Below are 23200 nucleotides of genomic sequence, written 5' to 3'. Positions count from 1 at the left end.
GATGCGCGTCCTCGTCACGGGAGCGGATGGATTCGTCGGCCGGCACGCGTGCGCTGCCCTTCGCGCGGCTGGCGACGAGGTGGTGGAGGTGCACGGGCCTCGCGGCGAGGGCATCAGCAGCACCGCGTTGCACTTCGACATCGCCGATGAGGCGAAGGTCAAGGCGGCGGTCTCCGAGGTGAAGCCGGACGCGGTGCTGCACCTGGCCGGCTTCAGCTCGGTGGCCAAGAGCCACCAGAACCCCGCGCGCGTCTTCGCGGTGAACACCATGGGCGTGGTGCACCTGCTCACCGCCCTGCGTGAGAGCGCCCCCAAGGCGCGCGTGCTGCTGGTGGGCTCCGGTGAGGTGTACGGCCCCGTCGCGGAGGGAACGCGCGCCGAGGAGTCCCACCGGCACGTGCCGCTCAGCCCCTACGCGGCGTCGAAGTCCTCGGGTGAGCTGGCCGGCGAGCAGTTCTTCCGAAGCTACGGCATGGAGGTCATCCTCGCCCGGCCCTTCAACCACCTGGGCGCGGGGCAGGACCCCACCTTCGTGGTGCCGTCGTTCGCGGCGCAGATCCGCGCCATCGCGCTGGGCACGGTGGACCCCATCCTGCGTACGGGCAACCTGGACGCCATCCGGGACTTCTCCCACGTGAAGGACGTGGTGGACGCGTACCGGCTGCTGCTCCTCAAGGGCGAGGCCGGCCAGGCCTACAACGTGGGCAGCGGTGAGGGCCGCACCATCCGCAGCCTGCTGGAGGAGATGCTCCAGCTGTCCGGCGTGCAGGCCCGCATCGAGCTGGATCCGGCGCGGCTGCGCCCCTCGGACATCCCCAGCCTCGTGGCGGACCCGGGCAAGCTGCGCGCGCTGGGCTGGGCCCCGAAGCTCACCGTCGCGGATGCGCTGCGCGACGTGCTGGGCCCCCGGGTGGGCTCGCACTGACGCACCGCTGGCGCGCCTTACGAAGGGCGCGCCAGCGACTGCCACGCCTCCAGGCGCCGGTCCAACGCGGTGAGGGCCCACAGGTCCGCCGCGTTGCCCGGCGTCACGGCGGCCAGGTCCCGCTGGAGGTACTCGCGGGCCTTCACCTCACCCCACTCCGACAGGATGCGCAGGGCCATCAGCGACGGCTTGCGCGCGACGAGCCGCAGGAGCACGTCCTGCACGCGCGGACTGCGCTCCGCGTCCGCCAGCCGCTGCACGGCCTCGTGACGGGCCTCACGCGTGGAGTCCTCCGCCTCCAAGGGCGCGGCCAGCTCCGCGAAGCGCGCCTCGTCCAGCAGCGCCGCGGGGCGCCGGCTCTCCCAGTGCTCCACCGTCACGGTGGTGCGGCCCCGGGCCACGCACTCGCGGCGGATGCCGTCGCTCTTGAGCACGTCCAGCACCCGCTCCGGCGCGGGCGTGCCGCCCTCTACCGTGCGCAGCGCGCGCTGGGACAGCATGGGGGACTGGCCCAACAGGTGCGTGCGCAGCACCGTGGCCTCCACCGTCTTCTCGCTCCCGGGCGGCCCCCGGTCCCACTTGAGGAACACCTCCGCGATGCCGCGCTCGCGCACGTACCAGCGGTACTCCAGCCACACCGCTCCACCCCGCTCCGCGAAGCGAGGGTCCGAGGGCTCATGGAGGCGCGGCGCGCCCTCTCGCGTGCCGGTGAAACAGCGGTCCAACAGCTTCTGGGCTTCTTGAAGTCGCATGAGGAGCGGACGGCCATTGTAGGGCCCCCCGTCAGGTTCCTCCATCGCCGCACGTTCGTGTTATTACTACACGAAGACTCCGAGGAGGCCAGGGATGGGCACGACGACGACGGCGCGGTTCACGTTCTTCTGGAAGGAGGACTCCTTCTTCTCGCAGTGGCACCCCTCCGTCTTCACGGTGGACGGCGTGCGCTACACCTGCGCGGAGCAGTACATGATGGCGGGCAAGGCGCGCCTGTTCGGCGACACGCGCGTGCTGGAGCAGATGCTGCGCGCCGCCACGCCCAAGCAGCACAAGGCGCTGGGCCGCAAGGTGAGCCCGTTCGACGCGGCCCTCTGGGAGCGCGAGCGTGAGCGCATCGTCCACGAGGGCAACCACGCGAAGTTCACCCAGCACCCGCACCTCTTGGAGGCGCTGCTCGCCACGGCGGGCACGGAGCTGGTGGAGGCCAGTCCCCTGGACCGCATCTGGGGCGTGGGGCTCTCCGCGGAGGACCCGCGCATCCAGGACCCGTCCACGTGGCGGGGGCTGAACCTGCTGGGCAAGGTGCTGACGCGCCTGCGCGAGGACCTCCTCGCGCAGGGCCATGCACCTGTCAGAACTTGAAGTTGGCGGACTGGTCCGGCACGCCGTTGAAGTCCAGGTGGAGCGTGGCGTGGTCGCCGTAGCCCTTCTCGCTCCACTCCTGCTTCAGCGTGGACAAGTCAAAGGCCAGCACCTTGTAGACCATCGCCTTGCACCGGTCGTTGTTCGCGTCGTGGAGCAGCGTGAGCTCCGCGCGCGGCTCGCCCGCGGCCGTCTTGGTGAAGCGCCCGTCCCACGCGAGGCCGTAGCGGTGCTCCTTGCAGCCGCCGCCGTGGCGGACATGGAGCGTGAGCACGTTGCCCTTCACGCTCTGCGATTCAATGGCGAGCGAGTCGCGGGGCGCGGGCGTCTCCGTGACTTCCAGGGGCATGACTATGGCCGCTTCCTGGTTCTCCGCCTCCGCAGCGGGCGACTCGGCCTTCTTCTCCGGGGGCGTCACGGGTGTGGGCGGCGCCTCCTCCTGCTGGGCGGTGGGGGCCGGCTCCTGGGCCTCGTCCTTGCGCGCCGCGTTCGACCCCGCGCACCCGAGCAGCATTCCGCAGACGATTCCACTCCACACGAGCAGTCGCATGTTCCTCCAGGGGGCCCTTCACGGGCCGGTTGACCACGGGCGCCTACCGGTGGCGCAGCGCCGCATCGTAAGCGGCCCGCATCCCTTCCGCGGTGCGAGCCCAGGTGAACTTCGCGGCATGACGCTGGCCTGCCTCCGACAGCGCGCGGCGCTCCTCCGGCGAACGCAACAGCCGGTCGATGACCGCCGCCAGGCCTTCCGCGTCGTCTGGATCCACCGCGGGCGCGGCGTCGCCGCACACCTCCGGCAGCGAGCCCGCCGTGGACACCACCGTGGGCGTGCCCAGGCGCATGGCCTCCAGGGGCGGCAGGCCGAAGCCCTCGTAGCGCGAGGGGAAGACGAACAGCGCCGCGCGGCGCATCAGCGCGTAGAAGATGGCGGGGCTCTGGTAGCCCAGGGGCCGCACGTCCAGGCCCTCCGAGCGCAGCCGCTCGATGCGCGTCTCCACCTTGCCGGAGCCGTACCAGGCCTGCCCCGCGAGCACGAGCGTGAAGGGCCGGCCGCGCGCGTGCAGCCGCTCCTGCGCCTCCAGCACCAGCTCCACGTTCTTGCGCACGTCGAGCGAGCCCGCGTACAGCACGTAGTCCTTCGGCAGGTTGAGCGCGTGGAGGAACTCCTCGTCCGCCTCGTTCAGAGGGGTCGCGTTCACGTGGTCCACGCCGTTGTGCACCACCACGGTGCGCGGCTCCACCTGGGGGAAGCGGCGCACCAGTGCCTGACGCGTGCATTCGCTGATGCACACCAGCCGGTCCGCGAGCATCAGGCTGCGCGCGAGCCACAGCCGGAACTGCCAGCGGTACGGCGCGGAGACGGTGTGCGGCAAATCCAGCGGCACCAGGTCGTGCACTGTGAGCACGTACGCGGTGCCCGGCGTGCGCCGCAGCGGCAGGTTGAAGTTGCTGAGCGCGTGGTAGACGGGCGGCGGCGTGGCCTTGAGCAGCCGGGGCAGCGTGGCCAGCGTCCACGACGTTCGCTTCTGGACGCCGCGCGGATGTTCGCCGGACTTGCGCGCGCCCATCCGGTCCAGCTGGACGCCCTGGGCTTCGAGCGCCTCCGCGAGGCAACGGGTGTACAGGCCGATGCCAGTGGTGGGCTCGTCCCACAGGGTGGCGTCGAAGGCGATGGGTCCGGGGGTCGACACGGGCCGCCTCATACCATGCCCGTGTGGTACACACGGCCCTCCATGGCGGTCCATCAGTTGATCCCAAGCTTCGGCCCCGGCGACGCCTCCGGTCAGGCCGCGCTGCACCTGCAACTCCTGCTGCGCCGCATGGGGCACGTGGGAGACATCTACGCGGAAGAAGTCGCCGGAGGGCTGCAGGGCCTGGCCCGCCACGTCTTCACGCTGAAGCCGAAGCCGGATGACCTGGTGCTGTATCACCACGGCATCGCGTCCCCGCTGAGCGGGCGGCTGATGCACATGGACTGCAAGCGCGGCGTGGTGTTCCACAACATCAGCCCCGCGCGCTTCTACCAGGACACGCCGCTGGAGCACGCGCTGGTGGCGGGCCGCGCGCAGGTGGCCGCGCTGGCACCCTTCCTGGACGTGTCCATCGGGGACTCGGACTACAACAGCGCGGAGCTGCGCGTCGCGGGCCACCGCAACGTGCACACCGTGCAGCTCTTCATCGAGCAGGAGCGCTTCGCCGCGTCCGTGGCGGATGCGGCGAAGCTCGCGGAGCTGGCCGGGCCCGGCCCCACCCTGGTGTCGGTGAGCCGGGTGATGCCGCACAAGCGCTTCGAGGACCTGCTCGCGCTGCACCGGGAACTGCTTCGCATCCGTCCCCAGGCGCGCCTGCTGATTGTCGGCGGCTACGAGCCGGGCAGCCGCTACTTCAAGTCGCTCCAGCGCGAGATGAAGGACCTCAGCGGAGTGCACTTCCTGGGGCGCCTGTCGCATCCGGAGCTGGTGGCCGTGTACCGCTCCGCGTCCGTGTTCGTCTCCATGAGCGAGCACGAGGGCTTCAGCGTGCCCATCATCGAGGCCATGGCCGCCGAAGTGCCGGTGCTCGCGTACGCGGCGGCGGCGGTGCCGGAGACGCTGGGCGGAGCGGGCATCGCGTTCGACCAGAAGCGCTACGCGTTCCTCGCGGAGCTGGTGGTGGACCTGTGCGAGGACAAAGACCTGCGCAAGTCGGTGCTCGACGGCCAGGCGCGCCGGCTCCAGCACTTCTCCCCCACCGCCGCGCAGGTGTCGCTCGCACGCGCGTTGGAGGGCGTGGTGGCGCCGCCGCCCCGTCCGCGCAAGGCCCCGGCGAAGCGGCCGCGCGTGGCGCTGGTGGTGCAGCGCTTTGGCGAGGTGACGGGCGGCGCGGAGAGCCACGCCGCGCAGGTGGCGGAGCACCTGGCGCCGCACTGGGACGTCACGGTGGTGACGACCTGCGCGAAGAACCACCTGACGTGGGAGAACACCTTCCCGCCCGGCGAGGACCGCTTTGGCCGCACGAAGGTGCTGCGCTTCCCGGTGACGCGCACGCGCAACATCCACGCGTTCAACGACATGTCGCGCCACGTGTTCGGCCACGGCAACGAGCGATTGCGCGAAGAGCAGTGGGTGGCCGAGCAGGGCCCGCTGAGCCCGGGGCTGATGGAGCACCTGGCCACCACGCAGGACGCGTACGACGGCTACCTGTTCTTCACGTACCTCTACGCTCCCACGGCGTGGGGGCTGCCGCTGGTGTCGGACCGCGCGCTGCTGGTGCCCACCGCGCATGACGAGCCGCCCATCCGCTTCGGCGTCTATGGGGACGTGTTCAACCGCCCCCGGGTGCTGATGTGCAACACGCCGGAGGAGGTCGAGATGCTCGGGCGCTTCCACCCGAACCATGCGCGGGCGCGCGTGGTGGGCGTGGGCGTGGACGCGCTGCCGGCGGTGCCCGACCGCTTCCGGGCGAAGTACGGCGTGCATGGCCGCTACCTGCTCTACGTGGGCCGGCTGGAGCCGGGCAAGGGCGTGCCGGACCTGCTGAAGTTCCACCGCCAGCTGCGGGCGAGCTACCAGGACGCGCCGGAGCTGGTGCTCGCGGGCGAGGCTCACATGGACGTGAGCGGCGAAGGCGTGCGGCACGTGGGGCGCATCTCCGAGCAGGACAAGCACGACGCGCTGGCGGGAGCGCTGGCGGTGGTGGTGCCGTCGAAGTTCGAGAGCCTGTCGCTCCTGACGCTGGAGGCGTTCGCGCAGGGGACGCCGGTGCTGGTGAACGGGCACTCGGAGGTGCTCGTGGGACAGGTGGAGCGCAGTGGCGCGGGCCGCGTGTACCGGGGGCTGGCGTCGTTCGTGGAAGGGCTGCGCGAGGTGGGCGAGGCCCGGGACGCGATGGGCAAGAGGGCCCGCATCTACGCGCAACGGCACACGTGGCCCCAGGTGGTCGCGGCGTACCGGGAAGAGATGGCGCGCATCGTGGAGGAGACACACCGATGAAGCTGCTCGGACGGGACATTCCCACGAGGGCCCTGGTGGCCCGCATCGAGGAGCGGCTGCGCGTGCGCGGGCTGCCCACGTCGGAACCGGCGGAGGTGCCGGAGGACGGCGTGGAGCCGCGCGTGGATCCGCTGACTTTCAACATGCACGCGCTGGAGGAGAACGCGGACACGACGCGGGCCCTGCCGCTGCACACGCACCGCGCCGGCATGGGGCAGGCGGTGCTGCTGGCCAAGTGGGCCTTCCGCAAGACGTGCCAGGTGTTGATCAACGAGACCCTGGGCCGGCAGCGCGTGTTCAACGGGCTGGTGCGCGACTCCTACGCCCAGCTCTCCGCGGAGGTCCTCCGCCTGCGCAAGGAAGTGGACACGCTGAGGGCCCAGGCCGCGAAGGCACAGCACCCGGAAGCCCCCAGACCGCCGAAGCCGCCGCCCCCGGCCATCAGCCATGGCCGGCCCGCGCCCCGGCCACCTCCCGCCGAGGAAGGTGCAGGCCCCGCGTCCAGGGAGAGGCCGCTTCCGGCCATCGACTACGGGCGTCCGCCGAAGCCTGTGACGAACGACGAGCGCCGCCGTCCGGCGAAGCCCTCCCGGTCCAAGAACGCGCGGGCCTCGAAGCCCCCCCGCGAGCAGGCGCCTCGGACGGAAGGAACGACTCCCCCCACGTCCCCTGCCCCACGCGGCTCGCGCTCGAAGCGCGGAGGCCCCAAGAAGAATTAATACCGCGGGTGGCGTAGTCCTCTCAGTAAAGGGAGAACCGCCATGCGTCCATGCATCCTCGCCTTGTGCCTGCTGGCCCTCACCGGGGCCTCGCGGGCCGAGGCGGAAGGCAAGCCCGTCGCGCTCATCTGGAAGGGATCCAAGGACAAGGCCGAGGCCGAGGCCCAGAAGAACGCATGGGGCCCCCTGGAGAAGCTGCTGGAACGGACGGGCCTGACGCCGCCGGAAGGCCACCCCCGGCTCATCGAGAGCAAGACCCTGCCCGGCCTCAAGCCCGGCTTCTGGGTCTGGGTCCTGGGAACCTGCGCCGCCGGCGAAGCACCGTCCCGCCTCGAACAGCTCAAGCTGCTGGCCCCGGGCACCTACGGCCGCGAAGTGGACGTCCCGGAAGAACAGCTCGCCTGCCCGCAGCAGGAGGGCGCCTCACTGACGACCCGAGACGAGACCCTCAAGTTCCCATCGGGTGCGGCCCTGCGCGTCTTCACCCAGGACGAGAGCGAGGTGGCCGACGAGGAGGGCCGGGGCAACACCGTCTTCCAGACCCGCTTCCACTTCGTCCTCTTCGGCAAGGGCGGTGAGGTCCTCGACACGGCGGACACGCTGGGCGACGAGTCCGTCGACAGTGTCTCCGGCCCCTCCGGCCCCGTCTCCTACCGCTGCAAGCTCACCCGCGTGGAGGTGTCGAAGAAGAAGGGGACGCTCGTCCTCACCCGCCGCTGCCGCGCGGGAGCCGCCGAGTGCGGCTCCGTGGTGTCCGCGGACGAAACCATCACCGTGACCGCGAATGACAGCTCCGTGTCCGCGAGCGAAGCGGCGCGCGAGAACGAGGTGCGCGCCGACTGCGGCGACTGACCGCCTCCCCTCAGGGGAAGCGGTACACGGTGACGTAGCCGTCCTGGTGCACCATCTCGCCGCCCAGTTCGTCCGTGATGAACTGGTGGCGGACGGGGTGGAAGAAGTGCGTCACGTACCACTTGAAGTGGTGCTCTTTCAGGTAGCGCCGCATCTCGTCGCGCTCCTCCGGCGTGACGGTGCCGAACGCGTTGCGCATCCCTTCCGCCGCGCGGATGAGCCGCGAGTTCACCAGCGCCGACTCCCGCACCGGCAGCCGGGACAGACGGGCGTACGACACCGGCTTGCCGTGGAACATCTGCTCCCACTGCCCCTGCACGTTGTCCGTCAGCACCGCCGCGGGCATGGGCGCGTCGCGAATCTCATCGAACACCGGCGGCAACCGGGGAATGGAGGGCACCACCATCTGGAGGCCCCGGTACTCCACGTTCGGAATCAGCGCCACCGCGAGCGCCACCGCCACGCCCAGCCGCGCATCCCGCCGGGACGCCCACGCGCCCGCATGCGCCGCGGCGAACGCCACCAGCACCGACAGCGACAGGAGCGTGAGCAGGATGAAGCGCACCGGCATGCCCCCGCGCGAGAACAGCGGCACCACGTGCTTGAACACCACATACGGCATCGGAATCTGGACCTTGAGCGGCACGTTGAACGCCGTCAGCGGCTCCGACAGCGCCAGGTAGACGGCCAGCGCCAACAGCAGCAGCACGTCCCGCCGCCACACCCGCTCCCGCCACGCGGGCACCAGCGCCACCGCGAGCGCGATGGCGAAGAGCAGCACCACCGGCGACACCCGGTCCTCCAGGCCGATGTTGAGCACCGTGCCCATGGACAGCACCGCGAAGCCCAGCCCCAGCCCCAGCCAACGGCGCCCCTCCGGCACGCCCCGCCACAGCGCGAAGACGGCCAAGAGCGGCGTCAACCAGCCCAGGAACGTGCCGGTCTCCTCCAGGTTGGTCGACATCTTCATGCGCATGACGTTCAGGGAGAATTCACGCGCCTTCGCGGGCAGCTCCGTCATCCACACCGAGCGCGTGTCCGGAATGAAGAACGCGTACAGGTCCGTGAAGTAGTCGGAGTCGCCGTGGTGGATCTGCAGCGGCGCGGGGAACGCATGCAGGAGCAGCGGCACCATGGGCGGCACGCACGCGAGCCCCGCCGCGATTCCCGCCACCGCCGCCCGGCGCACGAGCGGATCCTTCCACGTGTCCAGGGACAGCAGCGGCCCCCGCTTCCACCGCTCCGCCACCACCCACAGGAGCGAGAAGAGCGCGATGTAGACGAGGTAGTAGTAGTCACACAGCAACACGTACAACGCGCACAGCGCCAGCCCCACCAGCCATTTGCGCTTGCCCTCGTCCAGCCAGCGGAAGAAGCAGAGCAGGTAGAGCGGCAGCCCCTCCAGCGCGGTGAGGTTCAGGTGCGCTGTCGCGTGGGTGAGGTGGTAGCGCGAGAAGTTGAACACGCACGCGCCCGCCAGCGCCGCGGCAGCAGCGATCCACGGCCCATGGCCCGCGCGCTCCAGCAGGTAGCGCAGGAGCAGCCACGACGTGTAGCCCGTCAGCACGAACGAGCCGAACAGCACCACGTTGTACGCCGCCTCCACGGACATGAATGGCAGCAGCACCACGCCCCACAGCGTCTTGGCGGGCGCCAGCGTATGCCAGTACAGCTCGGCGCCCAGGGGCCAGTGGAGGAAGGGCACGAAGAAGGGGTTCTGCGGCTGCACCCAGAGGGCCTGCCGCATCCACCACAGGTGCCACATGTTCATGTAGACGTCTTCGCGTCCGCCCATCACGTATCCCTTCATCTGGGACACGAGCGGCCAGGTGTGGAACGCCGACAGCGCGAAGAACGTGAGCAACACCAGCGGGTGCAGCACCCGCCGCATCAAGGGGGACATAGGCGCGAGGGAAGACTTAGAGGGGCCGCTCGGCGGCCATCAGCATGTTGTCGCCCAGGTTGAACGGGATGGACCAGCTGGACGGCACACCCCGCCGCACCAACTCCATTACCGGCGCCGAGGGCGTGAAGCTCGCTCCCACCTTCCGCAGCAGGTAGTCCGCGGAGATGATGTGCGTGTACGTCCGGACGTCCGTGACGCGGAAGCCCACCTCCTCCAGCATCATCGCCAGGGTGCGGCGGCCGAAGTAGAAGAGGTGCATGTCCATCAGCCACGGCCACTGCCCGCCCATGAGGCGCGCCAGCAGGCTGCCCGCGTCGATGGTGGACAGGTAGATGCGGCCGCCGGGGCGCACCAGCTTGAGCGCCGCCTTCAGCTCCTCGCGCGGATCCGCGAAGTGCTCCACCACGTCCCACAGCGTCACCACGTCGTACTGGAGGCCCTTCGCCGCCAGCTCCCGCAGGGGAAGTCCGTGCACCGTGAAGCCCAGGCTCCGCGCGTTGCCGGCCGCCCAGCGCGACAGCTCCAGCCCCTCCGGACGGAAGCCCGCCTCGCGCGCCACATCCAGGAAGTAGCCGCAGTAGGCCCCCACATCCAACAGCGTGCGGTTCTGGGCAGGCCCCAGCTCGCGCAGCACGCGGCGGAAGGTGTGGTAGCGGTTGTCCTTCTCAGCGACGTAGAGCGGATCCTCCACGTCCTGGTACGCTTGGAGCAGCGTGTCCGGGGACAAGAGGGGCCACTGGAACATCATCCCGCAGTCCTCACAGCCCCAGATGGGCGGGTGGCTCCGGTGGCCGAAGGACGTGCAGTTGTAGGCCGCCGCGCCCTGGGCCTGGGTGCCGCCGCGCGCCCGGTGACGCAGCCGCAGGCGCCCTCCCTTGCACAGGTAACAGGCATCCGGCACGGAGGCCAGGTGCGGTTCGGAGGCACGACGTGCGGCGTTGTCCATCATGGCGGCGCACCGTAGCCGCTGGGGCCCACCGCCTCAACACGTCGGGCGGAGCAAATCCGGCCCATGACGTCCATCGCACCCGCCAGCCTCCAGGCCCTAAGCTCCCTGCCTCCTCGAAGCCCCGTGACATGCGCGCCTTGAACGACCCCACCTCCATCCCTGCCCCGGCGCTCCAGCTGGGCCTCCCGGGATTCACTTTCGAAGACCTGTACCGCCCCAGTGGCCTGCGCCGGCTGGCGGAGCACTTCGACGCGCGACTCCAGGGCGACGCGCCCGACCTGTTCCGGACCTTCGACGCCTACCGCAAGTCCGGCGGTACCAGTCCCACCGGCCCGGCGGAGTCCGAGCTGCTCATCCAGGTGGCCCGCCACGTCTCGCGCTTCGTCACCACGCTCTTCGGCATCACACCGGAGACCGAGCGACTGGCCAGCCACTTGCGCGGCGAGCTGCCCCTCTTCGACTTCAAGCGCGAGTTCATCACGCGCCGTGTCTTCAAGAAGGGCGCGCAGGACCGGCCGACGCTCGCGGAGTTCCCGTCGCTGGACGCGCGCATGCGTCTGCTGATGCGGTTGGGCTTCCCGGACGCGCTCGCGCACGACGACCTGGAGCGAGGCCTCGCGGAGTCCATCCTCACGCTGCTCGACCTGGAGCGGCTCTACTCCGGCAACCTGCCTCCCGCGCACCAGGAGCGCGCCCCCGCCCTGCGCGAGCGGTGGGCCGCCCTGCGCGCCGCGCTCACCGCCACGCCCGAGGGCGAGGACGCGTTCGGCTCCAGCCTGGTGACGAAGGGCGGCGACGCGGCGGAGCTCCAGTCCGTGCGCGCGCTGCTGTCGCTGGCGGACCGGTGGACGTACGCCCGCGCGCTGCACCCGGAGACCAAGGCCCTCTTCCACACCTGGCCCACGCTGCGGCTGCCCAAGCCGCTGGTGTTCGACCAACTGGTGCAGCTGCAGCGCCCGGACGCCCAGATGGAGGAGAAGACGGAGGGCCTGGAGCACCACCTGCGCCACCGCGACGGCTTCAAGCTCACCGACCGCCGGGGCACTTCGCGCGACGTGATGAACGAGGTGGACTACTGCGTCATCTGCCACGAGCGACAGAAGGACTCGTGCAGCAAGGGCTTCCCCGCGAAGGACCCGGTGGCGGAGGGGCACTCGTTCAAGAAGAACCCGCTGGGCATCCCGCTCACCGGCTGTCCGCTGGACGAGCGCATCTCCGAAGCACACGCGCTCAAGCGCGAGGGTGACTCCGTGGCCGCGCTGGCCATGGTGACGCTGGACAACCCCATGTGCGCGGGCACCGGCCACCGCATCTGCAACGACTGCATGAAGGCCTGCATCTTCCAGAAGCAGGAGCCGGTGAACATCCCGCTGGCGGAGACGGCCACGCTCACGGACGTACTGGAGCTGCCGTGGGGCTTCGAAATCCACGGCCTGCTCACTCGCTGGAATCCGCTCAACATCCGCCGCCCGTACGCCCTGCCCTACGTGGGCCGCAACGTGATGGTGGTGGGCCTGGGCCCCGCCGGCTACACGCTGTCGCACTACCTGCTCAACGAAGGGTTCGCCGTCACCGGCGTGGACGGCCTCAAGATTGAACCGTTCCCCGACGAACTGGTGGGCCGCGACGGCCACGCGCTCCAGCCCATCCACGACTGGAGCAAGCTGACGCGCGAACTGGACGAGCGCGTGCTGGAGGGCTTCGGCGGTGTCTCCGAGTACGGAATCACCGTGCGCTGGGACAAGAACTTCCTCACGCTCATCCACCTGACGCTCGCGCGACGCGAGGGCATGCGCATCCACGGCGGCATCCGCTTCGGCGGAACGCTGACGGTGGAGGACGCATGGGCGCTGGGCTTCGACCACGTGGCCATCGCCGCGGGCGCGGGCCGCCCCACCATCATCGGGATGAAGAACAACCTCATCCGGGGCATCCGCAAGGCGTCCGACTTCCTGATGGCGCTGCAGCTCACGGGTGCCTTCAAGCGCGACTCGCTGGCGAACCTCCAGGTGCAGCTGCCCGCCATCGTCATCGGCGGCGGCCTCACCGGCATCGACACCGCCACGGAGCTGATGGCGTACTACCCGGTGCAGGTGGAGAAGACGCTGGAGCGCCACGAGAAGCTGGTGGCGGACCTGGGTGAGGCCACCGTCCTCGCACGCCTGGACGCCGAGGAGCGCGCCACCTACCAGACCTTCCTGGAGCACGGCCGCGCCGTCCGAGCCGAGCGCCAGAAGGCCCAGGCCGAAGGCCGCGCTCCGGACTTCATCCACCTGGTGCGCGCGTGGGGCGGCGTGAGCCTGGTGTACCGCCGCGGCCTCACGGAGTCCCCCGCCTACCGCCTCAACCACGAAGAGGTCTCCAAGGCGCTGGAGGAAGGCATCCGCTTCATCGAACGGATGAGCCCCACGGAGGCGTTGCAGGACGACTCGGGCGCGGTGCGCGCCATCCGCTTCGAGCGCATGGTGACGGTGGACGGCAAGCTCAAGGGAAGCGGCCAGTTCTTCGAGCTGCCCGCGAAGACGGTCTGCGTGGCCGCGGGCACGTCCCCCAACGTCACCTACGAGAAGGAATACCCGGGCACCTTCCAGCTCGACGTGGCGAAGGAGTACTTCCAGGGCCACGAGCTGGTGGAGGACGGCAGCGGCTTCAAGCTCCAGCTGGTGGAGGCCCAGGAGGATCCAGAGGCGAAGGTGGGCTTCTTCACGTCCTACCAACGCGACGGCCGCTTCGTGTCCTTCTACGGCGACAACCACCCGACCTACGCGGGCAACGTGGTGAAAGCCATGGCCAGCGCGAAGGACGGCCACCCGCAGGTGGCGCGCCTGTTCGCGAAGGAGGTCGCGGGCCTGGACTTCAACGACACGGCCGCGCAGGACGCGCGCGAGTCGATGCGCGCCGCCCACTTCGCGACGCTGGACGAGGCCTTCCTCGCCACCGTCGTCGGAGTGAACCGGCTCACGCCGACCATCGTGGAGGTGGTGGTGAAGGCGCCCTTCGCCGCCAGCCACTTCTCCCCCGGTCAGTTCTACCGGCTCCAGAACTTCGAACGGAACGCGCCGCTCGTGGACGGCGTGCGCCTCACCATGGAGGGCCTGGCCCTCACGGGCGCGTGGGTGGACAAGGAGAAGGGCCTGATGGGCACCATCGTGCTGGAGATGGGCTCCTCCTCCCGCCTGTGCGCGGCGCTCAAGCCCGGCGAGCCCGTCGTGCTGATGGGCCCCACGGGAGCGCCCACGGAGATTGGCCACAACGAGACGGTGGTGCTGGTGGGCGGCGGCCTGGGCAACGCGGTGCTCTTCTCCATCGCGCGCTCGCTCAAGGCGGCGGGCTGCCGCGTGGTGTACTTCGCGGGCTACCGGCTGAAGGCGGACTCGTTCAAGCAGGATGAGATTGAAGCCGGCACCGACCAGGTCATCTGGTCCGTGGACGCAGGCGACCTGCTGGACGTACGCCGCCCGCAGGACGCGGCCTTCCGGGGCAACGTGGTGCAGGCCATGGTGGCCTACGCCGAAGGGAAGCTGGGCGTGAAGCCCGTCATCTCCTTGAGCGAGGTGGACCGCATCATCGCCATCGGCTCGGACCGGATGATGCGCGCGGTGGCGGAGGCGCGGCACGGCGTGCTCCAGCCGTTCCTCAAGCCGGGGCACGAAGCCATCGGGTCCATCAACTCCCCCATGCAGTGCATGATGAAGGAGATCTGCGCCCAGTGCCTCCAGCGGCACGTGGACCCCGTCACCGGCAAGGAGACGTGGGTCTTCTCCTGCTACAACCAGGACCAGCGGCTGGACCACGTGGACTTCGTCAACCTGAACCAGCGCCTGCGCGGCAACACGGTGCTGGAGAAGCAGGGTGACGCCTTCCTCGCGCAGCTCCTGAAGAAGGCGCCCCAGCTCAAGCGCGTGTAGCTACCGCCGCATGCCCGCGAAGGCCTTGAGCATGTCCTGGTAGTTCTTCGTCAGGTCGGCCTCGCGGGCCAGCACCACGTCCACGTTGGCGTCGCCGAACTCCCGGCGCGCCTCCGGGAGCTTCTGGAAGGACTCCACCTGGAGCCGCATGGACTCCACCTGCGGCGCCAGCTCCTTCTGCTGCTCCTCCGGCATGCGGGCCTGGAGCGCCTCCAGCTTCTTGAGCTCCTCCTCGTACTGGAGCGTGCGCCCCATCTGCCGCTGGCTGATGACGGACGTGACGACCTCCGCGATGCGGTTGACCTCGTCCGTGGACAGCCCCGCCGCCTGGCGCGCGTCGGATTCCGCCTGCGCCTTGCGCTCGATGAGCTTCAGGCCGCTCCTGGCCTTCTCCATCGCCTGGGGCGTGCCCGCGTCCAAGAGCGGCCCCATGTCCTGCAGGCTGCGCATCAGCGACCCGTACACCTCCAGCATCTTGCGCTGGTAGCCGACGTACGCCTCCAGCTTCTCCTTCGTCAGGGCGTAGGGGCCGGACGGTGCGTCGTCTCCAGCCTCCCTGGCCTCCCCACCCTCCAGGCGGGCGACCGTGCCCCTGGCGTCACCCGCGCCCTCCGGCCCCCCTTCCGCCGCGTCCTTGTGACAGGCGGACAGGGCCAGGACGACGGCCAGACACCCCAACAACTTGCGCATGCCACCTCCCGTGAACGCCAGTGGGTGGCCAGTGTATGCTCGGGTTGGCCCCCCACGAACGGCGGTTCCCGAACGCCCGCAATGCGCAGGCTGTTCCGGGCACTGAACATTCGACTCATTACCTTTGACCAACCGGGCCACGGTCATGTACGAACCGCGGTCTTGTCGAGACCGGTGGAGGGACTTTGAGGATTTTCCTGGTAAGGCACGGCGATGCGGACGCAGAGATCCCCGAGGGTCTCGGCGACGAGGCGCGCGCGCTGACCGCGAAGGCCCGTACGAATGTCGCCGCGCATTTCGCGTCACTGTCTGAGCGCATGGGGCCCATCAGCCTCATCCTCACCAGCCCGCTGGTGCGCACGGTGCAGACGGCGCAGATCCTCTCCCACTCCGTGAAGCATGAAGGCCTCCTGCGCGTGCATCGCTGCCTGCTGCCGGACATGCCGGTGGGCGCGGTGGAGCCCGTGCTCAAGGAGTACTCCGACGAGAACCTCGTCCTGGTGGGCCACCAGCCCTCCATGGGCGCGCTCGCGGCGCACCTGCTGGGGATGCAGTCCTTCCCCAAGCCGGTGAACCCGGGCACGGTCATCGCCATGGAGTGGCCGGACACGCCCACCAGCACGGAAGACCAGGTGCCCGGCGAGAAGGGGGAGAACCCCCCGGCGCAGCACCTGAAGTTCCTCTTCTATTCCGCCCCCGGCCAGCAGGTCCTCGACGTCATCCAGTGACGTCCGGGAGCGCGCGGCCATGATGGACGAAGCCCGCTACCATTCCTTCGTGGCCGCCGCGTTCAAGCGCATCCTGACGGCCGCGGACACCTTCGACCCGGACGTGCTGGAAGCCGAAGCCACCGGTGACAAGGTGACGCTCACGGCCGCGTCCGGCGAGAAGTGCATCATCAATACCCAGCGCGCCGTCTGGCAGATCTGGGTGGCCGGCCAGGGCCAGGGCATCCACTTCAGCCACGACGATGCCTCGCGCGCCTGGATGGACGACAAGGGCAAGGGGCTGGAGCTGTTCGCCTTCGTCTCGGACGTGGTGCGGCACCTCACCGGCGAAGCGCTCGTCTACCCGTCCTGAAGAGGCCGTCCTGAAGGCCCATCTGGGTTTCTGCTGAAGCCCGGAAGGAGGCCCGTGGCGCTTTGGCCACGGGCTTCCAGGCGTGACGACTCAAACCGTCATCACTTCCTTCTCCTTCTTGGCGACCAGGTCGTCCACCTGCTTGATGCCGGCGTCGGTCGCCTTCTGGACCTCTTCGGTGCGGCGCTTGAGGTCGTCCTCGGTGATCTTCTTGTCCTTCAGCTGAGCCTTGAAGGCCTCGTTCGCGTCGCGGCGGATGTTGCGGATGGCGACCTTGTGCTCCTCGCCCTTCTCCTTCACCTGCTTCGCGATCTTCTTGCGGGTCTCCTCGGTGAGCGGAGGAAAGGGCAGGCGGATCATCTCGCCGTCGTTCATCGGGTTGACGTCGAGGTTCGCCTCACGGAGGGCCTTCTCGATGTCCTTCAGCACGCCCTTGTCCCAGGGCTTGATGACGATGAGGCGGGGCTCCGGAGCGCTGATGCTGGCAACGCCATTGAGCGGCGTGGGCGTCCCGTACTGGTTCACCTTGATGCCGTCCAGGATGTTGGTGTTCGCCCGGCCGGTGCGCGCCTTGGCCAGTTCCCGCTTGAGGTCTTCCACCGACTTGTCGATACGGCCCTTCAGATCCGCCGTGTCAGCCATTGTGCGTCTCCTGTGAGAAGTGGGGTGTTGTCAGTCCCGTCCGTGGCGTCCCTAGGCCCAGACCGTCTCGGCCGCGCCGACGATGGTGCCGAACTCGCCGTGGCCCGTGACGGCGCGCTGGATGTTCCCGCGCGTGCCCAGGTCGAACACGATGATGGGCAGCTTGTTGTCCATGCACAGCGAGATGGCCGTGGAGTCCATCACGTTGAGGTTCTGCTTGAGGACGTCCATGTACGTGAGCGAGCGGTAGCGCTTCGCGGTCGGGTCCTTCTTCGGGTCCGCGTTGTAGACGCCGTCCACCTTGGTGGCCTTGAGGATGACCTGCGCGTTGATTTCCATCGCGCGCAGCGACGCGGCCGTGTCGGTGGTGAAGTAGGGGTTGCCCGTGCCCGCGGCGAAGATGACGACGCGGCCCTTCTCCAGGTGCCGCACGGCGCGCCGGCGGATGTAGGGCTCGGCGATCTGCTCCATCTTGATGGCGGACTGCACGCGCGTCTTCAGCCCCTGCTTCTCCAGCGAGTCCTGCAGCGCCATGGAGTTGATGCAGGTGGCGAGCATGCCCATGTAGTCCGCGCTCGCGCGGTCCATGCCCTCCGTGGCGCCAGCGACGCCGCGGAAGATGTTGCCACCGCCAATCACGAGGGCGACTTCCAGGCCCGTTCTGGAGAGCTCCGCGACTTCTTCCGCGATGCGCGTGAGGGTGGGCGGGTGGATGCCGTACTTCCCCTCGCCCATCAGGGCTTCGCCCGACAGTTTGAGGAGGATGCGCTTGTAGGGAGAGGTGGATTCGGACATACGCGACCGCTTCTATCCCCCGCCTCGCGCCCAGGCAACGACGGAAGTCGTGACGCGCGCCGCACCGTCCAATGCCGGGCGGACGGACGTGAAGGAAACGGGTCCTGGAATACCAAGGGCCGCGTCCCCGGCGCCCTTCCCCTGTGAGGAAGAGCCCCAGGCACGCGGCCCCAGGGAGCTGCGGTGCGGCGAAAGGCGCTTAGGCCTGGCCCAGCGTCTTGGCGACCTCGGCGGCCAGGTCGTCCTTCTTCTTCTCGATGCCCTCACCCACCTCGTAGCGGACGAAGCGGCGCACGGAGACCTTCTCGCCAATCTTGGCGGCGCGCTCGTTGATCATCTCGCCGACCTTCTTCTTGTCGTCCTTCACCCAGAGCTGGTCCACCAGGCAGACGCCCTCGTAGTACTTCTCCATCTTGCCCACGAGGATCTTCTCCAGCATCGCCTCGGGCTTGCCCTGCTGCTTGAGCAGCTCGCGCTGGATCTCCTTCTCCTTGTCCATCGCGTCGGTGGGGACCTCCTCGCGGCGGACGAACTTGGGGCCGGCCGCGGCGATCTGCATGGCCACTTCCTTCGCCAGGTCCTGGAAGTCCGGGTTGCGAGCGACGAAGTCCGTCTCGCAGTTGACCTCCACGATGACGCCGATGCGGCCGCCGTGGATGTAGGAGGTCACGATGCCTTCGGCGGCGACGCGGCCGGCCTTGCCCTCGGCCTTGGAGATGCCCTTCTTGCGCAGCCACTCCGCGGCCTTCTCGAAGTCGCCACCGGACTCGGCCAGCGCCTTCTTGCAGTCCATCATGCCCGCGTTGGTGCGCTCGCGGAGGTCCTTCACCATCTGGGCGGTGATCTCAGCCATGTCGTATCTCTTTCTTCATCGGCTCCGAGCCCGGCGGCGTGCGCTGGGGGCGGAGGACTGGGTTTCTGGGTACTGACGCCAGGGACGTAGAAAATGGAGACGGCCGGACAGCGGGCCTTGAGAGGTGCCGCCCGGCCGAACTCCGGAGACCGCGTTGGGAAAGCGATGAGGCCGGGCGGTTACTCCGCCGCCGGCGTGCTCTCGCCGCCACCCTCGGGCGCCTGCTCCGTGGTGGCCGCGGTGGCCTTCATCTCCACGACGGGGCCACGGCGCTCACCGCCACGGTCACCGCCGCCCCGGCGGTCGTCACGGTCGCGGCGGTCGCCACGGCGCGGGCCACGGCGGTCGTCACGGCGGTCATCACGGCCCTCGCGCTCCTCCTGCTCGTCGCGCTCGGCGGCGCCTGACGCACGGTAGCGAGCCGCACCCTCGAGGCACGCGTCGGCGATCTTGGACGTGAAGAGCTTGATGGAGCGGATGGCGTCGTCGTTGCCCGGGATGACGAAGTCGATGCCGTCCGGATCGCAGTTGGTGTCCACCAGACCAATCACCGGGATGCCCAGGCGGGTGGCCTCGTGGATGGCGATGTGCTCCTTCTTCGGGTCGATGACGAAGACGCAGCGGGGCAGCTTCGCCATGTCCTTCACGCCGCCCAGGTTCTTCTCCAGCTTCTCGCGCTCACGGTCGAGCTGGGCGACTTCCTTCTTGGGCAGGCGCTCGAAGGTGCCGTCCTCGGCCATCTTCTCCAGCGTCTTCAGGCGGTCGATGCCCTGCTTGATGGTCTTGAAGTTCGTCAGCGTGCCACCCAGCCAGCGGCTGGTGACGTGGAACTGACCGCCGCGGGCGGCCTCCTCCTGGATGACGTCCTGCGCCTGCTTCTTGGTGCCGACGAAGAGCACCGACCCGCCGCGCGCCGTGATGTCCGCCACGAAGCGGAAGGCCGCGCGGGCCATGGTCACGGTCTTCTGCAGGTCGATGATGTAGATGCCGTTACGGGCACCGAAGATGTAGGGCTTCATCTTCGGGTTCCAGCGCTTGGTCTGGTGGCCGAAGTGAACGCCGGCCTCGAGGAGCTGGCGCATCGTGATGCCGCTGGCAGCGGCCATCGCCTGGGCCTGCGTCTGCGTATCCTGCTGATCCATGGTGCGAGTACCTTCCGGTTGTTCCGCCACGCGCGTTGAGACAGCTGCCAGTCTTGGCCCTTCCACCGTGGAGGGGCACCGGGGACCGGTGACACGCGTGTGAGTAGTGGGTGCTGCTGACTGCCTCGGGCGGTGAAGCCCGGCCCCTACATAACAGGGCGCGGCGTCCTTAGCAGAACGCTCAAGAGGGGCGCAAGCTTCGGCACACCCTCCGTCCGGCTCCCACCTCCCTGAGGCCGCTCCCCTCCCCTCCAGGAAGGCGACCGGCGCGGCCCCCGCTCCCCTTTCCAGGGAGGGCGACCGCGCCGGAGGGCGCTTCCAGCAGGTGTTCAGCGGCCTACGGGTTCGCTTCGTTGGCCCCGTGGCACTTCTTGTACTTACGTCCGCTGCCGCAGGGGCAGGGCTCGTTGCGGCCCACGGGCTTGGGAGCGCCAGCGGCCTCGCGCTGGGCGACCGGGGTGGCGGTGGCCTCCTCGATCTTCCCCTCGGCGTCCGCGCGGCCCTCCACGGCCTTCTTCTGCTGCTGGGCCAGCTGGCGCTGGATGCGGGCGGTCTCCTCCGCGGCGCTGGAGGCGGAGCGGGCCTGGACACGCATCATCTGGCTGACGAACTGCGTCTTGATGGCGTCCAGCATCTGCATGAAGCCCGTGTAGCCTTCCTTCTTGTACTCCTGCTTCGGGTCCTTCTGGCCGTAGCCGCGCAGGCCGATGCCCTGGCGCAGGTGGTCCATGGCCAGCAGGTGGTCCTTCCACAGCTGGTCGATGGTGGCCAGGTACCGGTACTGCAGGAAGCGCATGAAGTCTTCGCCGAACTCCTGCTCGCGGGCGGTGAAGACCTTCTCCGCCGCCGCGTAGATCTGCTCCTGGAGCTCGTCGCGGTTGCCGACGCCCTCCAAGCCCATCTCCAGGTTGAGCGACTCCTTCACGGAGTTGGCCAGCGAGGTGATGTCCCAGGTGTCGGAGCTGCGCGTGGGGGCGTAGGTGTCCGTCATGGACACGACGACGTCCTCCACGGCATCCAGCACCATCTCCCGGAAGTCCGCCCAGGAGATGACGCGCTCGGAGCGCGTCTTCACGCGCGTCTTGAGGTCCTCCTCGTACTCCACGAGCGGGACGCCCGCGCCCGACGCGAGCACCTGGCGGCGCAGCTTGTAGATGGTGCGCCGCTGCTGGTTCATCACGTCGTCGTACTCGAGCAGGTTCTTGCGGATGTCGAAGTTGTGGCCTTCGACCCGCTTCTGCGCGCCCTCGATGGCGCGAGAGAGCCAGATGTGCTCGATGACCTCGCCCTCCTCCATGCCCAGGCGCTCCATCAGCATCTGGATGCGCTCGGACCCGAAGATGCGCATCAGGTCGTCTTCCAGGGACAGGAAGAAGCGGCTGGCGCCCGGGTCACCCTGGCGGCCGGCGCGGCCACGCAGCTGGTTGTCCACGCGGCGGGACTCGTGACGCTCCGTGCCGATGATGAAGAGGCCGCCGGCGGCCATGACCTCTTCACGCTCGCGCTTGGTGAGCGCCTCGTTGTTCGCCTTGGTCTCAGCGAAGCGCTTCTCGTAGTCCGCCAGCGCCGCCTGGTAGGCGGTGAGGTCCGGGGGCTGCCCGTCCACGGACTCCGGCGGTTCCGGCGGCGCGCCCATCTCGCTCTTGGTCATGACCTCCGCGTTGCCGCCCAGGAGGATGTCCGTGCCGCGGCCGGCCATGTTGGTGGAGATGGTGACCGCGCCCTTGCGGCCCGCCTGCGCGACGATGTCCGCCTCGCGCTGGTGCGCCTTGGCGTTGAGGACGCTGTGGGCCACGCCGCGCTTCTTGAGGAAGTTGGACACCACTTCGCTCTTGGCGATGGACACCGTGCCCACGAGCACCGGCTGGCCGGCCTTGTTCAGCTCTTCAATCTGGGCGGCGACGGCCTCGAACTTCTCGCGCTCCGTCTTGTAGACCACGTCCTGTTCGTCGCGGCGCTGCGCGTTGCGGTTCGTCGGGATGACGCGCACGTCCAGGTTGTAGATCTTCGCGAACTCTTCGGCTTCCGTGTCCGCGGTGCCCGTCATGCCGGACAGCTTGGAGTACATGCGGAAGTAGTTCTGGAACGAGACCGTGGCGAGCGTCTGGTTCTCGTTTTCAATCTTCACGCCCTCCTTGGCCTCGATGGCCTGGTGGAGGCCGTCGGACCACCGGCGGCCCGGCATGAGGCGGCCGGTGAACTCGTCGACGATCTGCACCTCGCCGTCCTTCACCACGTAGTCCTTGTCGCGCTTGTAGAGCGTGTGCGCGCGCAGGGCCTGCTCGACGTGGTGGAGGGTCTCGATTTCGCCCGGGTCGTAGAGGTTGCCGACGCTGAGGCGCTTCTGGAGCTTGTCGATGCCGTCGTCGGTGAGGGCCACCGAGCGGTGCTTCTCATCCAGGGTGTAGTCCTGGTCCGGCACGAGGCCCGGGATGACCTGGTCCACCCGGTAGTACTTGTCGGTGCTGTCCTCGGTGGGGCCGGAGATGATGAGCGGCGTGCGGGCCTCGTCGATGAGGATGGAGTCCACCTCGTCGACGATGGCGTAGTTCAGTTCGCGCTGGACGTAGTCCTGCAGGCGGAACTTCATGTTGTCGCGCAGGTAGTCGAAGCCGAACTCGTTGTTCTGGCCGTACGTGATGTCCGAGCGGTACGCGTCCTGGCGCTGCTTGTCGGACAGCTCGTGGAGCACGCAGCCCGTCGTCATGCCCAGGAACTTGTAGACGCGGCCCATCCACTCCGCGTCTCGGCGGGCCAGGTAGTCGTTCACGGTGACGACGTGCACGCCGCGGCCGGACAGGGCGTTGAGGTAGGAGGGCAGCGTCGCGGTGAGCGTCTTGCCTTCACCGGTGCGCATCTCCGCGATGCAGCCCTCGTGCAGGAACATGCCACCCACGAGCTGCACGTCGTAGTGGCGCTGGCCGATGACCCGGCGCGCCGCTTCGCGGGTGAGGGCGAAGGCCTCGAAGAGCAGCTCGTCGAGCGGCTTGCCGTTCGCGATCTCCTGCTTCATCCGGACGGTTTCGCGCGCGAAGTCCTCGTCCTGGAGGGCCTTCATGCGGCCTTCCAGTTCGTTGATGCGGGCGACCTTCACGTGGGCTTTTTTGAGCTCGCGCTCATTCTTCGTCCCAATGAGCTTCTTTAGCGTCCATTCAATCATGTTGGCTCTCTCGCCGGAGGATCCTCGAAGGAGCGCGGCGAGTGAAGGGAATTCCCAGGAGATGTAAGGGAGAACCAGACCAAAACCACGCGCGCCCCCCGAAACTTCCTCTCGGCTGGCCGCCCGGCGCGCGGTGGCCCACAGTAAAGCGGAACCGAGTCCACGCAATGTCCCCTAAGCAGATTCACCCTCCCCGCGCCGCGAAGAGTTCTTCCGGCCGCTCCTCCCCGGGCCCCCGCCGACCAGGCG

The 23200-nt window shown here is 69.0% G+C and carries 19 protein-coding genes; 8 read left to right on the top strand and 11 right to left on the bottom strand.

The window, feature by feature from the left end:
* Window position 1: 1 nt before the first annotated feature.
* Window positions 2–925 carry a GDP-mannose 4,6-dehydratase gene (locus D7X99_RS33740; RefSeq protein WP_121781345.1) on the top strand — a complete coding sequence of 308 codons (924 nt, stop codon included), beginning with the start codon at window positions 2–4 and terminating at the stop codon, window positions 923–925.
* Between the two features lie 17 nt (window positions 926–942).
* Here D7X99_RS33740 and D7X99_RS33735 read toward each other — a convergent pair whose 3' ends face one another.
* On the bottom strand, window positions 943–1677 hold the full coding sequence (locus tag D7X99_RS33735; protein ID WP_169827831.1) for a hypothetical protein: 735 nt from the start codon (window positions 1675–1677) through the stop codon (window positions 943–945).
* A 94-nt stretch (window positions 1678–1771) separates the two neighbouring features.
* Here D7X99_RS33735 and D7X99_RS33730 point away from each other — a divergent pair, with 94 nt between their 5' ends.
* Complete coding sequence (locus tag D7X99_RS33730; RefSeq protein ID WP_121781343.1) at window positions 1772–2284, top strand: NADAR family protein; 513 nt, start codon at window positions 1772–1774, stop codon at window positions 2282–2284.
* Here the strand turns inward: D7X99_RS33730 and D7X99_RS33725 are convergent.
* Together D7X99_RS33725 and D7X99_RS33720 are read right to left on the bottom strand one after the other, a co-directional pair.
* Complete coding sequence (locus D7X99_RS33725) at window positions 2274–2834, bottom strand: NigD-like C-terminal domain-containing protein (RefSeq protein WP_121781342.1); 561 nt, start codon at window positions 2832–2834, stop codon at window positions 2274–2276. The genes D7X99_RS33730 and D7X99_RS33725 overlap by 11 nt on opposite strands.
* 43 nt (window positions 2835–2877) lie before the next feature.
* On the bottom strand, window positions 2878–3987 hold the full coding sequence (locus tag D7X99_RS33720) for a glycosyltransferase family 1 protein (RefSeq protein WP_121781341.1): 1110 nt from the start codon (window positions 3985–3987) through the stop codon (window positions 2878–2880).
* 30 nt (window positions 3988–4017) lie between these two features.
* Here D7X99_RS33720 and D7X99_RS33715 point away from each other — a divergent pair, with 30 nt between their 5' ends.
* From D7X99_RS33715 to D7X99_RS33705, 3 genes are read left to right on the top strand one after another with little or no spacing between them, the layout of a single operon-like run.
* Entirely contained in the window at window positions 4018–6255 is a 2238-nt protein-coding gene (locus tag D7X99_RS33715; RefSeq protein ID WP_121781353.1) for a glycosyltransferase family 4 protein, read from the top strand.
* Window positions 6252–6974 (top strand): hypothetical protein, encoded by a 723-nt coding sequence (locus tag D7X99_RS33710; protein ID WP_121781340.1) that lies wholly within the window; start codon window positions 6252–6254, stop codon window positions 6972–6974. The genes D7X99_RS33715 and D7X99_RS33710 overlap by 4 nt, the downstream gene beginning before the upstream one ends.
* A 42-nt stretch (window positions 6975–7016) precedes the next feature.
* Window positions 7017–7826, top strand: a complete 810-nt coding sequence (locus tag D7X99_RS33705; protein ID WP_121781339.1) for a hypothetical protein — start codon at window positions 7017–7019, stop codon at window positions 7824–7826.
* 10 nt (window positions 7827–7836) lie between these two features.
* Here the strand turns inward: D7X99_RS33705 and D7X99_RS42975 are convergent, their stop codons facing one another.
* Both D7X99_RS42975 and D7X99_RS33695 read right to left on the bottom strand, forming a co-directional pair.
* Window positions 7837–9729 carry a hypothetical protein gene (locus D7X99_RS42975; protein ID WP_158627113.1) on the bottom strand — a complete coding sequence of 631 codons (1893 nt, stop codon included), beginning with the start codon at window positions 9727–9729 and terminating at the stop codon, window positions 7837–7839.
* A gap of 16 nt (window positions 9730–9745) precedes the next feature.
* A complete protein-coding gene (locus tag D7X99_RS33695) occupies window positions 9746–10681 on the bottom strand; it encodes a class I SAM-dependent methyltransferase (RefSeq protein ID WP_233613921.1) in 936 nt (311 codons plus the stop codon).
* A 128-nt stretch (window positions 10682–10809) separates the two neighbouring features.
* On the opposite strand from D7X99_RS33695, the gene D7X99_RS33690 reads away from it, so the two are divergent.
* Window positions 10810–14589 (top strand): FAD-dependent oxidoreductase, encoded by a 3780-nt coding sequence (locus tag D7X99_RS33690; protein ID WP_121781338.1) that lies wholly within the window; start codon window positions 10810–10812, stop codon window positions 14587–14589.
* On the opposite strand, the gene D7X99_RS33685 is transcribed toward D7X99_RS33690, so the two are convergent.
* Window positions 14590–15279, bottom strand: coding sequence for a hypothetical protein (locus D7X99_RS33685; protein WP_121781337.1), 690 nt, complete (start codon window positions 15277–15279; stop codon window positions 14590–14592).
* A gap of 185 nt (window positions 15280–15464) precedes the next feature.
* On the opposite strand from D7X99_RS33685, the gene D7X99_RS33680 reads away from it, so the two are divergent.
* A complete protein-coding gene (locus D7X99_RS33680; protein WP_121781336.1) occupies window positions 15465–16007 on the top strand; it encodes a histidine phosphatase family protein in 543 nt (180 codons plus the stop codon).
* Between the two features lie 19 nt (window positions 16008–16026).
* Window positions 16027–16359 carry an iron donor protein CyaY gene (gene cyaY / locus D7X99_RS33675; protein WP_121781335.1) on the top strand — a complete coding sequence of 111 codons (333 nt, stop codon included), beginning with the start codon at window positions 16027–16029 and terminating at the stop codon, window positions 16357–16359.
* A 90-nt stretch (window positions 16360–16449) separates the two neighbouring features.
* On the opposite strand, the gene frr is transcribed toward cyaY, so the two are convergent.
* From frr to secA, 5 genes are all read right to left on the bottom strand, one after another.
* The gene (gene frr / locus D7X99_RS33670) at window positions 16450–17001 is read right to left on the bottom strand and encodes a ribosome recycling factor (RefSeq protein WP_121781334.1); all 552 of its coding nucleotides are present in this window, start codon (window positions 16999–17001) and stop codon (window positions 16450–16452) included.
* A 51-nt stretch (window positions 17002–17052) separates the two neighbouring features.
* Complete coding sequence (pyrH, locus tag D7X99_RS33665; RefSeq protein ID WP_121781333.1) at window positions 17053–17796, bottom strand: UMP kinase; 744 nt, start codon at window positions 17794–17796, stop codon at window positions 17053–17055.
* Between the two features lie 199 nt (window positions 17797–17995).
* Entirely contained in the window at window positions 17996–18649 is a 654-nt protein-coding gene (tsf, locus tag D7X99_RS33660; RefSeq protein ID WP_120581204.1) for a translation elongation factor Ts, read from the bottom strand.
* Window positions 18650–18828: 179 nt separating this feature from the next.
* A complete protein-coding gene (gene rpsB, locus D7X99_RS33655) occupies window positions 18829–19791 on the bottom strand; it encodes a 30S ribosomal protein S2 (protein WP_121781332.1) in 963 nt (320 codons plus the stop codon).
* 337 nt (window positions 19792–20128) lie between these two features.
* Window positions 20129–22951 (bottom strand): preprotein translocase subunit SecA, encoded by a 2823-nt coding sequence (gene secA / locus D7X99_RS33650; protein ID WP_121781331.1) that lies wholly within the window; start codon window positions 22949–22951, stop codon window positions 20129–20131.
* Window positions 22952–23200 lie beyond the last annotated feature (249 nt).

It is taken from the genome of Corallococcus sp. AB032C (assembly GCF_003668935.1).
GTDB lineage: Bacteria > Myxococcota > Myxococcia > Myxococcales > Myxococcaceae > Corallococcus > Corallococcus exiguus.
The sequence above is the reverse complement of the archived record's forward strand: the minus strand, read 5'-3'. Positions and strand labels throughout refer to the sequence as shown.